This is a genomic window from Methylobacterium endophyticum (genome assembly GCF_050591105.1).
Classification (GTDB): Bacteria; Pseudomonadota; Alphaproteobacteria; order Rhizobiales; family Beijerinckiaceae; genus Methylobacterium.
This window is the reverse complement of record NZ_JBNHES010000016.1, coordinates 1-11,567: the sequence shown is the minus strand read 5'-3', so window position 1 is coordinate 11,567 and position 11,567 is coordinate 1. Positions and strand designations below refer to the sequence as shown.

General features: G+C 69.8%; 12 protein-coding genes and 1 pseudogene. 4 read left to right on the top strand and 9 right to left on the bottom strand.

Annotated features, from left to right (window positions below):
• The first annotated feature begins 11 nt into the window (after positions 1 to 11).
• Positions 12 to 269: a DUF6111 family protein gene (locus ACP56T_RS16800; protein ID WP_430913291.1), complete on the top strand. Its 258-nt coding sequence runs from the start codon at positions 12 to 14 to the stop codon at positions 267 to 269.
• Positions 266 to 1,501 carry a CCA tRNA nucleotidyltransferase gene (locus tag ACP56T_RS16795; RefSeq protein WP_430913290.1) on the top strand — a complete coding sequence of 412 codons (1,236 nt, stop codon included), beginning with the start codon at positions 266 to 268 and terminating at the stop codon, positions 1,499 to 1,501. Before ACP56T_RS16800 ends, ACP56T_RS16795 begins: the two co-directional genes overlap by 4 nt.
• A gap of 92 nt (positions 1,502 to 1,593) precedes the next feature.
• Here the strand turns inward: ACP56T_RS16795 and ACP56T_RS16790 are convergent, their stop codons facing one another.
• The 7 genes from ACP56T_RS16790 to ACP56T_RS16760 form a co-directional block, all read right to left on the bottom strand.
• Positions 1,594 to 2,001, bottom strand: coding sequence for a F0F1 ATP synthase subunit epsilon (locus ACP56T_RS16790; protein ID WP_430913289.1), 408 nt, complete (start codon positions 1,999 to 2,001; stop codon positions 1,594 to 1,596).
• A 120-nt stretch (positions 2,002 to 2,121) separates the two neighbouring features.
• Positions 2,122 to 3,573, bottom strand: coding sequence for a F0F1 ATP synthase subunit beta (atpD, locus tag ACP56T_RS16785; RefSeq protein WP_430913288.1), 1,452 nt, complete (start codon positions 3,571 to 3,573; stop codon positions 2,122 to 2,124).
• Between the two features lie 43 nt (positions 3,574 to 3,616).
• Positions 3,617 to 4,504 (bottom strand): F0F1 ATP synthase subunit gamma, encoded by an 888-nt coding sequence (locus ACP56T_RS16780; RefSeq protein ID WP_430913287.1) that lies wholly within the window; start codon positions 4,502 to 4,504, stop codon positions 3,617 to 3,619.
• 144 nt (positions 4,505 to 4,648) lie between these two features.
• Positions 4,649 to 6,184 (bottom strand): F0F1 ATP synthase subunit alpha, encoded by a 1,536-nt coding sequence (atpA, locus tag ACP56T_RS16775; protein WP_430913286.1) that lies wholly within the window; start codon positions 6,182 to 6,184, stop codon positions 4,649 to 4,651.
• A 72-nt stretch (positions 6,185 to 6,256) separates the two neighbouring features.
• Entirely contained in the window at positions 6,257 to 6,829 is a 573-nt protein-coding gene (locus ACP56T_RS16770) for a F0F1 ATP synthase subunit delta (protein WP_430913285.1), read from the bottom strand.
• Positions 6,830 to 7,041: 212 nt separating this feature from the next.
• On the bottom strand, positions 7,042 to 7,734 hold the full coding sequence (locus ACP56T_RS16765; RefSeq protein ID WP_430913284.1) for a DsbA family protein: 693 nt from the start codon (positions 7,732 to 7,734) through the stop codon (positions 7,042 to 7,044).
• Between the two features lie 137 nt (positions 7,735 to 7,871).
• Positions 7,872 to 8,498, bottom strand: coding sequence for a 2-hydroxychromene-2-carboxylate isomerase (locus ACP56T_RS16760; protein WP_430913283.1), 627 nt, complete (start codon positions 8,496 to 8,498; stop codon positions 7,872 to 7,874).
• Positions 8,499 to 8,692: 194 nt separating this feature from the next.
• Between ACP56T_RS16760 and ACP56T_RS16755 the strand changes: the two genes are divergently transcribed.
• Together ACP56T_RS16755 and ACP56T_RS16750 are read left to right on the top strand one after the other, a co-directional pair.
• Complete coding sequence (locus ACP56T_RS16755) at positions 8,693 to 9,931, top strand: argininosuccinate synthase (protein WP_430913282.1); 1,239 nt, start codon at positions 8,693 to 8,695, stop codon at positions 9,929 to 9,931.
• A 94-nt stretch (positions 9,932 to 10,025) separates the two neighbouring features.
• Positions 10,026 to 10,502 carry a hypothetical protein gene (locus ACP56T_RS16750; protein ID WP_430913281.1) on the top strand — a complete coding sequence of 159 codons (477 nt, stop codon included), beginning with the start codon at positions 10,026 to 10,028 and terminating at the stop codon, positions 10,500 to 10,502.
• Positions 10,503 to 10,547: 45 nt separating this feature from the next.
• Here ACP56T_RS16750 and ACP56T_RS16745 read toward each other — a convergent pair whose 3' ends face one another.
• On the bottom strand, positions 10,548 to 11,153 hold the full coding sequence (locus ACP56T_RS16745; protein ID WP_430913280.1) for a hypothetical protein: 606 nt from the start codon (positions 11,151 to 11,153) through the stop codon (positions 10,548 to 10,550).
• 61 nt (positions 11,154 to 11,214) lie between these two features.
• Positions 11,215 to 11,445 (bottom strand): annotated as a pseudogene (locus tag ACP56T_RS16740) (transglycosylase domain-containing protein); the annotation flags it as partial.
• Positions 11,446 to 11,567: the final 122 nt, after the last annotated feature.

Genomic DNA, 11,567 nt, shown 5'->3' with positions numbered 1-11,567 from the left:
CCCGAACCCTCATGCTGCGTCGCGTCCTCGAGGAGCTCGGCCTCTTCCTCATCCCCTTCGGGCTGTTCTTCGCCTACCTGCTCCTCGTCGGGCGCAATCCGCTGCACCGGCCGCATTGGGACGCGCAGCTTTTCAGGCTCGTGATCGCGGGGCTTGCCGTCGTCATCGCCTCGCTCGTCTTCACCGGGCTGTTCTCCGAGCGCCACGCGCAGGGCTACGTGCCGGCGCATATGGAGAACGGGCGTCTGGTGCCCGGCACGTTCCGGTGAGCGCGCGGCTCGATCGCGATGCGCTCCGCGCCCTGCTGAAGCGGCCGGGGGTCGCGCGTGTCCTCGCGGCGCTCGCCGCGCCGGGCGAGGAAACGCGGCTCGTCGGCGGCGCGGTCCGCGATACGCTCCTCGGCCTGCCGGTCTCGGACATGGACCTCGCCACGACCCTGACGCCCGAGGCGGTCTTCGCGGCGGCTTCCGGCGCCGGCCTGCGGTCCATCCCCACCGGCATCGAGCACGGCACGATCACCCTGCTCGCCGATTCCGAGACCTTCGAGGTCACGACCCTGCGCGAGGATGTCGAGACCGACGGCCGCCACGCCGTCGTCCGCTTCGGCCGCGACTTCACGCGCGATGCCGAACGGCGCGACTTCACCGTCAACGCCCTCTCCCTCGCGGGCGACGGCACCCTCCACGATCCGGTCGGCGGCCTTCCCGACCTGGAGGCGGGACGGGTGCGCTTCATCGGCGATCCGGCGACGCGGATCCGCGAGGATGCCTTGCGCATCCTGCGATTCTTCCGCTTCCACGCCCGCTACGGGTTCGGCGCGCCGGACGCCGCCGGTCTCGCCGCCTGCGTGGAGGCGCGCGAGGCGCCGGCGCGTCTGTCGCGCGAGCGTATCCGCGCGGAGATCCTCAAGCTGCTCGCCGCGCCGGGGGCCGTCGCCGCCGTCGTCGTGCTGAGCGACACGGGGCTGCTGCAACGGCTCCTCGGCGGCATCGGGGATGGCGGACGGCTGGGGCGCGCCGTGGCGGCCGGACTGCCGCCGATCCTGCGGCTCGCGGCCCTGTGCGTCTGGAGCGTCGAGGATGCCGACCGGCTGCGCGAACGCCTGCGCCTGTCGAAGGCCGAGCATGCGCAGCTCCACGCCCATGCGCGGGCGCTCGCCGCGCTGCTCGACCCCGTGGAGATCGGCGAACGGCGCATGCGGGCGCTGACGGCCGAGCACGGAGCGGCCGGCATTGCGGCGGCGCTTGCCGTCCTCGACGGCGGCGCGCGTCCCGCGCTCACCGGCGAGGCGAGACGCAATCTCGAAGAATCGAAGGAAGCCCCTCCTCCGGCGCTGCCGCTGGGCGGGGGCGATCTCGTCGCGCGAGGGGTCACGCCGGGGCCCGCCATCGGCCGGGGACTGGCGTCGGCGCGGGCCCTTTGGCTGTCGCTCGGCTGTCCGGTGGATGCCGCCGCGCGCGAGAGGCTGATCGCGGCGGCGCTGGAGGCCGCGAGCCGCTGAGATCGCGGCCCGGAGCTTATCGTTCAGGGCGGTCCGATGAGCGGTCGCCCTCGCCCTGGCCTTGCGCCTTCGAGTCCGAAGGCGCGGCGGTCCTACTTGTTCAGGTCGAGGGTGTTCTTGGATTCCTGAAGCTGCACGATCTGCGCGTTCAGCGCCTCGCGGGCCTTCGGATCCTCCGTGGCGTCGCGGGCAAGCTCGGCGGCCTCGATGTCCTTGTCGATGGAGGCGGGCGTCACCTCCTCGATGGGGGCGGCGCGCTCGGCGATCACGGTGACGCCGGTGGGGCCGATATCGGCGAAGCCCCCCTGCACGAAGATGCGCTTGCCGCTGTTCTGGCGCTCGGTGACGACGATGACGCCGACCTTGAGGGAGGTCAGCACCGGGGCGTGGCCGGGCAGCACGGTCATCTCGCCCTCGGTGCCGGGAATCTGCACGGCCTCGACCTGGCCGGAATAGAGCACCCGCTCGGGGCCGACGAAATCGAACTGGAAGGTGGCCATCGTGGGGTCCTTGGCGTCGGTTTCCCGATGTCGCGTCGTGTCGTCGAAGCGGGCGCGGGCCGGCTAGCGGCGCGCGCCCTGCTGGAAGCTCGGCGCCGGCCTTGCGGCCGGCTTTCAGGCTCAGGCGGCCTTGAGCTTCTTGGCCTTCTCCTTGGCGTCCTCGATGGTGCCGACCATGTAGAAGGCGGCCTCCGGGAGGTCGTCGTACTCGCCGTTCACGAGGCCCTTGAAGCCCTTGATGGTATCTTCCAGCGGCACCTGGATGCCCGGAGAGCCGGTGAACACCTCGGCCACCGAGAAGGGCTGCGAGAAGAAGCGCTCGATCTTGCGGGCGCGGGCGACGGTCAGCTTGTCCTCCTCGGACAGCTCGTCCATGCCCAGGATGGCGATGATGTCCTGGAGCGCCTTGTAGCGCTGGAGCGTTTGCTGCACGCGACGGGCGACGTCGTAATGCTCCTCGCCGAGGATGGCGGGGTTGAGCATGCGCGAGGTCGAGTCCAGCGGGTCCACCGCCGGGTAGATGCCCTTCTCGGCGATGGAGCGCGAGAGCGTCGTGGTAGCGTCCAGGTGGGCGAAGGAGGTGGCGGGCGCCGGGTCGGTCAGATCGTCCGCCGGCACGTAGATGGCCTGCACCGAGGTGATCGAGCCCTTGTTGGTGGTGGTGATGCGCTCCTGGAGCGCGCCCATGTCGGTGGCGAGCGTCGGCTGATAGCCCACCGCCGAGGGGATACGGCCGAGGAGCGCCGACACCTCGGAGCCTGCCTGGGTGAAGCGGAAGATGTTGTCCACGAAGAACAGCACGTCCTGGCCCTTGTCGCGGAAGTCTTCGGCGATGGTGAGGCCGGTGAGCGCCACGCGCGAGCGGGCGCCGGGGGACTCGTTCATCTGGCCGTAGACCAGGGCGCATTTGGAGCCCTCGGCCGAGCCGCCGTTCTCCTTCGGGTCGAGGTTCACCTTCGACTCGATCATCTCGTGGTAGAGGTCGTTGCCCTCGCGGGTGCGCTCGCCCACGCCGGCGAAGACCGAGTAGCCCGAGTGCACCTTGGCGATGTTGTTGATGAGCTCCATGATGAGCACGGTCTTGCCGACGCCGGCGCCGCCGAACAGGCCGATCTTGCCGCCCTTGGCGTAGGGCGCGAGCAGGTCGACGACCTTGATGCCGGTGACGAGGATCTGCGACTCGGTGGACTGGTCCACGTAGTCGGGGGCCGGCTGGTGGATGGCGCGCAGGCTGTCGCCCTGGATCGGGCCGGCCTCGTCGATCGGCTCGCCGATGACGTTCATGATGCGGCCGAGCGTGTTATGGCCCACCGGCACCTTGATCGGCGCGCCCGTGTCCGTGACCTCCTGGCCGCGCACGAGGCCTTCCGAGGTGTCCATGGCGACGCAGCGCACGGTGCTCTCGCCGAGCTGCTGGGCGACCTCGAGAACGAGGCGGCCGCCCTGGTTCTTCGTCTCCAGCGCGTTCAGGATCTCTGGCAGGTAGCCGTCGAACTGAACGTCGACCACGGGGCCGATGACCTGCGTGATGCGGCCGATCGCGTTGGTGCCAGGAGCAGCGGTGTTCGCCATGATGTCCGTTTCCTTCGATTGCTGACGGCTGCGCGAAAGACCCTCAGAGGGCCTCGGCGCCGGAGATGATTTCGATGAGTTCCTTGGTGATCATGGCCTGACGCGTGCGGTTGTAGATCTGCGTCTGCTTCTTGATCATCTCGCCCGCGTTGCGCGTGGCGGAATCCATGGCGCTCATGCGGGCGCCCTGCTCGGAGGCGGCGTTTTCCAGGAGCGCCTTGTAGACCTGCACCGTGAGGTTCTTCGGCAGTAGCGTCTCGAGGATCGCCTCCTCGCTCGGCTCGAACTCGAGGGCCGAGTCGGCCGGCGCGCCGGTGGTGCTCTCGGCACCCTCGGGCAGCTCGGCGGGGATCAGCTTCTGCGCGGTCGGGACCTGCGCGATCACGGACTTGAACTGCGAGTAGAACAGCGTCGCCACGTCGAACTCGCCGGCATCGAAGCGGGTGAGGATCTTCTGGGCGATCTCCGAGGCGAAGGCGTAGTCCACGGCGCGGTTGCCGCGGATGTCCATGGTCTCGACGATCTGATCGCGGAACTGGCGGCGCAGGAGGTCCTGCCCCTTCTTGCCCACGGTGAAGATCTTCACCGTCTTGCCCTCGGCCATCAGCTTGCGGGCATGATCGCGGGCGAGGCGCGCGATGGACGAGTTGAAGGCGCCGCAGAGGCCGCGATCGCCGGTGCAGACCACGAGCAGATGCGTCGCCTCGGCGCCCGTGCCCGACAGCAGCTTCGGGGCGCCGACGCCGCCGACGAGATTGCCGGCGAGGTTGCCGAGCACGCTCGCCATCTTCTCGGCATAGGGACGGCCGCTCTCGGCCGCCATCTGGGCCCGCCGGAGTTTCGCGGCGGCGACCATCTGCATGGCCTTGGTGATCTTCTGCGTCGCCTTCACCGAAGTGATGCGGTTGCGCAGATCCTTCAAACTCGGCATCGGGCGGGTCCGTACGGTGGGCCTCTCCTCCCCCTTGCGGGGAGGAGCCGGAGGTGGGGGTGGTGCCGGCTAGGTCGCGACCTTTTCGGCACCACCCCCACCCTGACCCTCCCCGCAAGGGGGAGGGAAAAGCGTCGCGGCTCTTTAAGCGGAGGCGATGGACTTCGCGGTCTCCTCGACCACGGCCTTCAGCTTGCCGGCGTTCTCGTCGGACAGGTCCTTCGAGTCGCGGATCGCGGTGAGCAGGGCGCCGTGCTTGGTGCGCAGCGTCGAGAGCAGCGCGTCCTCGAAGGGGCGAACCTTGGCGAGCGGCAGCTTGTCGAGATAGCCGTTCACGCCGGCATAGATCACGGCGACCTGCTCTTCCATCTTCAGCGGCGAGAACTGCGGCTGCTTCAGGAGCTCGGTGAGGCGCGAGCCGCGGTTCAGGAGCTGCTGGGTCGAGGCGTCGAGATCCGAGCCGAACTGCGCGAAGGCGGCCATCTCGCGGTACTGCGCGAGCTCGCCCTTGATCTTGCCGGCGACCTTCTTCATCGCCTTGGTCTGGGCCGAGGAGCCCACGCGCGACACCGAGAGGCCGACGTTCACCGCCGGGCGGATGCCCTGGTAGAACAGATCGGTCTCGAGGAAGATCTGGCCGTCGGTGATCGAGATCACGTTGGTCGGGATGTAGGCCGAGACGTCGTTGGCCTGGGTCTCGATGACCGGCAGCGCGGTCAGCGAGCCGGCGCCGGCGGCGTCGCCCATCTTGGCGGCGCGCTCGAGCAGGCGGCTGTGGAGGTAGAACACGTCGCCGGGATAGGCCTCGCGGCCCGGCGGGCGGCGCAGCAGCAGCGACATCTGGCGGTAGGCGACGGCCTGCTTGGAGAGGTCGTCATAGACGATCACGGCATGCATGCCGTTGTCGCGGAAGTACTCGCCCATGGCGCAGCCGGCGAAGGGGGCGATGAACTGCATCGGCGCCGCGTCCGAGGCGGTGGCGGCGATGACGATGGAGTATTCCATCGCGCCGTTGTCCTCGAGCACCTTCACGAACTGCGCGACGGTGGAGCGCTTCTGGCCGATGGCGACATAGACGCAGAAGAGCTTCGCCTTCTCGTCCGTGCCCTCGTGGCCGGCCTTCTGGTTGAGGATGGTGTCGAGCGCGATGGCGGTCTTGCCGGTCTGGCGATCGCCGATGATGAGCTCACGCTGGCCGCGGCCGACGGGGATGAGCGCGTCGACGGCCTTGAGGCCGGTGGCCATCGGCTCGTGCACGGACTTGCGCGGGATGATGCCCGGCGCCTTCACGTCCACGCGGCGACGCTCGCTGGTCTCGATGGGGCCCTTGCCGTCGATGGGGTTGCCGAGGCCGTCGACCACGCGGCCGAGCAGCGCCTTGCCGACCGGCACGTCCACGATGGCGCCGGTGCGCTTGACGGTCTGGCCTTCCTTGATCTCGCGGTCGGAGCCGAAGATCACGATGCCGACATTGTCCTGCTCGAGGTTGAGGGCCATGCCGCGCACGCCCGACTCGAACTCGACCATCTCGCCGGCCTGGACGTTGTCGAGGCCGTAGGCGCGGGCGATGCCGTCACCGACGGACAGGACCTGCCCGACTTCCGTGACCTCGGCTTCTTCGCCGAAGTTCTTGATCTGCTCTTTGAGGATCGCGGAGATCTCGGCGGCGCGAATGTCCATCGTCGGGCCTCTGTCTTGTCTTTGAATGCGTTTGATGGGGGGCGATACGAAAGCGGCCGGGCCTCGTCGAGGCTACCGGGCTCCCTGCATCGCGAGTCGGATTCCGTTGAGCTTGGTCCGCAGGGACGCGTCGACCATGCGGCTGCCCATCTTGACCACGATGCCGCCGATCAGGCCGGGCTCGACCTGGAGGTCGACGTCCACATCGGCCTTGGCCACGTCGCGCAGGGACGCCTTGATCTCCTCGAGCATGGCGTCGGAGGGCTTCTCCGCCACGCGGACCTCGGCGCGCACGACGCCCTTGGCGTCCTGCACCAGGGAGCGGTAGGCGCGGATCATGCCCGGCAGCGCGAACAGGCGGCGGTTGGCGGCGGCGAGCCGGATGAAATTGGCGCCGAGCCCCGAGATGCCGGCCTTGCCGAGCACCGCGACGATGGCAGCCTGCTGCTGCTCGCCGGTGAAGACCGGGCTCCGCACCAGGCGGAGAAGCTCGGGGCTCTCCTTGAGGAGCGCGTCGAACTTCTCGAGGGACTCGGAGACGGCGTCGATCTGGCGTTCGTCGCGGGCGAGTTCGAAAAGAGCCGATGCGTAGCGGCCGGCAACGCCTGCCACCGTGGGACCCGACTCGGAACCTGATTGCGCCACCCGCCGCTCTCTTTCGTCCTGTCCCTGCGGTTCCGCTCGTGCGCCGTGTCGTCGGCGCTCAGTGCGGGGGGCCGCGGGAAATGGGAATGCCGGCCACGCGGAAGCGGGACGTGGAGCCCCCTCCGCCGGCGCGGCGACCGCCTAGCATGGCCTCAGGGGGTGCGCAAGGCGATGGCTCGGCCGATCCGGCCCCTCTTTTCCGCCGCCGGCCCTCAGCAGGCGAGGCGATCGCAGCGGCGGGTGGCGGCGATCATGGCGGCCAGCGCCTTCGCGCCGGGATGGCCGAGGATGCCGTCGTTGCCGAGCACGTAGGAGGGCGTCGCGTAGAGCCCGAGATCGGCCGCGATCCGCATGTGGCTCTTGAGCGCCAGCCGGACCTCCTCGCTGTCGGCGACGGTCTCGATCTCGGCCGCCGGCACGCCCAGCGTCGCGGCGACCGCCAGCGCGCCCGGCCCGTCGATCCTGCCCGGCTTCGACAGCAGCTTTCCGTAGAATCCCCAGGCCGCCGCCGAGCCGAGCCTGCGCTGCACGGCCAGTGCCACCTTCGCGGCCTGTGCCGACTGCATCGACAGGATCGGATTCTGCACGAGCCCGATGCGCAGGCGCGGATCGGAGCCGGACAGCGCGATCACGTCGGCCGCCGCCTTCCGGCAATAGGGGCAGTTGAAGTCGAAGAACTCGTAGAGCGCCGTCTCGGCCTCGCGCGGGCCCACGGAGGTGACGCCCTTGAGTCGTGCCAGCTCGCCGACGATCTCGCCCGGCAGGCGCATATTGGCGATGGGCTTTCCTTCGTCGCTCGTGACGGCCACCCCCTGCCCGTAGCTCTGGGCGCCGGCCCGGCCGGCCGTGGCGAGGGAGGCGGCGGCGCCCAGCGCGCTCGCCAGAAGGGTGCGTCGGTGAAGCATGGGGTCGGCTCTGGTCGAGTGCGGGGATGCCGGCGGTCGTCGCGAGGTCGCCGGCCGGTGCCGGGGCGGGCAGTCTCCCCGATGCCTCCCGAAATGCGGCGGCGCGTTGGCGAGGACGGCCGCCGCGCCCTTCTGCGTCACCGCATCGCGCCCGGCCGCTCCCCCGTCGCCCAGGCGATGGCCTGCTCCAGCCGGTCGTTGCCCCAGAACAGCTCGCCGTCGCCGGTGAGGAAGCTCGGCGCGCCGTAGAGGCCGCGCGAGCGCGCCTCCTCGCCGGCCACGCGGAGCTTCGTCTTGTTGGCATCGGCGGCGGCGGCCTTGAGGATCTGCGTTCCGTCGAGCCCGAGGGAATCGAGGATTCCCGAGACCGCCGAGGGCTCCTCGATGGAGCGCCCCTCGGCGAAGGAGGCCGCGTACACGGCCTTCGTGAACGGCACGAGCCAGGGCTGGTCGCAGCCCAGCGTGGCGACCCGCGTCGCGCTGAGGCTGTTCTGCGGAAACGGATTCGGGCGCGTCACCGGCGGCAGGCCGTGGCGGGCGGCCTCCCGGTCGAGGTCGCGCCACATGTTGCGGCCCTTGGCGGGGAACAGGTTGAAGGGCGAGGAGGTCCAGCCCTGCGCGGCGAAGACCGGCCCGAGCAGGAACGGTTTCCAGCGCACCGCCACGTCGGCGGCCTCCGCCAGCGCCTCGATGCGCATGGCCGCGAGATAGGAGTAGGTGGAGGCGAACTCGTACCAGAATTCCAGGGTCGGCCGCCGCGCCATGGGGGTGTGCTCTCCGCTTGCCGCCGTGACGCGAGGACCGCGCCGGCTCAGCGCCCCTCCGATGTCGCGCCGCACCGTGTCGGCCATGTGGCGGAGCGCCTCGAATGACGCGCGAAAAGGGCATGCGGTTGCAGGGCGGCGGCCCGCGCGATAAGCCGCCGGCTTCCGCCCGCAGCCGAGGCGCCGCAGCTCCCATGTCCGATACCCTGTCCAAGCCCGTGAAGAAGGTCGTGCTCGCCTATTCCGGCGGCCTCGACACCTCGATCATCCTGAAGTGGCTCCAGACCACCTATGGCTGCGAGGTGGTGACGTTCACGGCCGATCTCGGCCAGGGCGAGGAGCTGGAGCCGGCGCGCAGGAAGGCGGAGCTGCTCGGCATCAAACCCGAGAACATCTTCATCGAGGACCTGCGCGAGGAGTTCGTGCGGGACTACGTCTTCCCGATGTTCCGCGCCAATGCGGTCTACGAGGGCGTCTACCTGCTCGGCACCTCCATCGCCCGGCCGCTCATCGCCAAGAAGCAGATCGAGATCGCCGAGAAGGTCGGGGCCGACGCCGTCTGCCACGGCGCCACCGGCAAGGGCAACGATCAGGTCCGGTTCGAGCTCGGCTACTACGCCCTCAAGCCCGACGTGACCGTGATCGCGCCCTGGCGCGAATGGGACATGCGCTCCCGCGAGGCGCTGATCGCCTTCGCCGAGGCCCACCAGATCCCGATCGCCAAGGACAAGCGCGGCGAGAGCCCGTTCTCGGTGGACGCCAACCTCCTGCACGCCTCCTCCGAGGGCAAGGTGCTCGAGGACCCCGCGGTCGAGGTGCCGGACTACGTCTATTCGCGCACGCTCTCCCCCGAGGAGGCGCCGGATACGCCGACGATCATCACCATCGGCTTCGAGAAGGGCGATGCGGTCTCCATCGACGGCGAGCGCCTGTCGCCCGCGACCCTGCTCGCGAAGCTGAACCAACTCGGCCACGACAACGGCATCGGCCGGCTCGATCTCGTCGAGAACCGCTTCGTCGGCATGAAGAGCCGCGGCATGTACGAGACCCCCGGCGGCACCATCCTGCTGCCGGCCCACCGCGCCATCGAGTCGATCACCCTCGACCGGGGCGCGGCCCATCTCAAGGACCAGCTCATGCCGCAATACGCGGAGCTGATCTATAACGGCTTCTGGTTCTCGCCGGAGCGCGAGATGCTCCAGGCACTCATCGACAAGAGCCAGGAGAAGGTCACGGGCAGCGTGCGGCTCAAGCTCTACAAGGGCGGCGTCCATGTGATCGGCCGCGAGAGCCCGCACTCGCTCTACGACCAGGATCTCGTCACCTTCGAGGAAGGCGCCGTCGCCTACGACCACCGGGATGCTGCGGGCTTCATCAAGCTCAACGCGCTGCGCCTGCGGACGCTCGCCCAGCGCAAGAAGCGCGACACCTGAAACACGCGGCGTGGGGAGGCCCGGCCTTGAATGCCGGCGCTTCCCTACCGACCTCCGTGGCGCGCCTGCGGTCGGGCGCTCTACGGAGAAAATCATGCCGCACCACGACACCATCGCCCTTTCGGGCGTGATCCAGCACGTCTTCGCGCACCGCTTCACCCTTGAAGCGGACGGGCACACTCATCTCGCCGATCTCGGCCCGAAGGGCGCGGCGGCCTTTCCGCTCGAGGCCGGGCTGTCCGTGACGCTGGAGGGCGAGCGCCGCCCCTCGGAGATCAAGGTCACGCTGATCGAGGCGGGCGGGCGCGAGCCCGTCCGCATCGCGCACAAGAAGCCGCATCACGCTCCGGGGCATGTCCACGCGGACGAGCCCGCCGATCCGGCCGGCGCGCTCGCGGCGGTGACGAAGGCCGGATGGACCCCCGAGGGCGAGCCCCGCCGCAAGCCAAAACATTTCGAGATCCTGGCGCGCCGGGACGGCGACGCCTGGACCGAGCTGCACGTCGATTTCGCGGGCTCTGTCTACAAGCGGAAGCCGGCCGCCCCCGACAAATGGGCCGTTCCGGCCTGACCGCACGAGAGCGGGGCTGCGTTCGCGCGGCCCCGACCTCCGGCCCTAGCCGACGCGCCGGGCGAACGGTCCCGGCGCGATGTCGGCGTGGCGCAGCAGGTTCTGGAGCGCCGGCTGCATCTCCCGATGCAGTTCCGCCAGGTGATCGGACGCCGCGTCCGAGCCGAGATGGCGCCGCATCTCCGCATAGAGATCGCCCGAGCCGCCATAGGGGCGCGCGGTGTCGATGGCCGGCACGTCGTTCTCCGCGTCCCAGCGCACCGCGAGATGCCGCAGCAGGGCGAGATGCTCGGCGCTGACGTCGAAGGTGACGTGCTCCGGGGAGGCGCCGGTTTCCTCGTCGCGGAAGAGGTCGAGCATCTCCTCCGGCGGCAGCTTGGCCAGGGGGTTGTGATAGGCGTAGCGGCCGGGCTTTAGCGCCGCGTTCGCCACGAATACCGCCAGCGCCTCGCCGAGCGCCCGGTGCTCCTCGTCCGTCCCCTCGTCGTCGCCGGTGACGTTGGAGATATCCTCGGCCCGGTCGAGGCTGCCATAGGGCGCCTGCGGGTTGAGGATCGGAGCGCCGCAGCCGGCGGGGTTCCAGGCGACCGCCATGCGCCGGATCAGGGCGATCCGCTCCAGCGTCAGGTCGAATGTCGCGTCGTCGGCCATGCTGCCCCCTCGCCGGATCCGCGTCCGGCGCGGCGCTTCTACGCGAGGGGCCGGCGGGGCGCTACCGGTGCTGGAGACAACCCGTCAATCCGCCGACGCCGCGCATCAGCGCCTCGATGCGCGCCGCCCGCGCCCGCACCCCGCGCGAAGGCTTCGACGCGCTGCGCAGGATCGGGTTCGGCAGGATCGCGGCGAGCAATGCCGCCTCGTTGCGGGTCAGCGCGCGCGCGTCCTTGCCGAACCAGCGGCGCGCGGCGGCTTCCGCCCCGAACACCCCCTCCCCCCATTCGGCAGGGCTATCGCACATGAGTAAAGAGATTGAAGAGATAGTCTTTGCTCCACGCGGCGTGCTTCATCTTCTTGCGGATGGGCAGGTCGGACGGGTGTGACTCCAAGATGTTGCGCGCGAGGCGG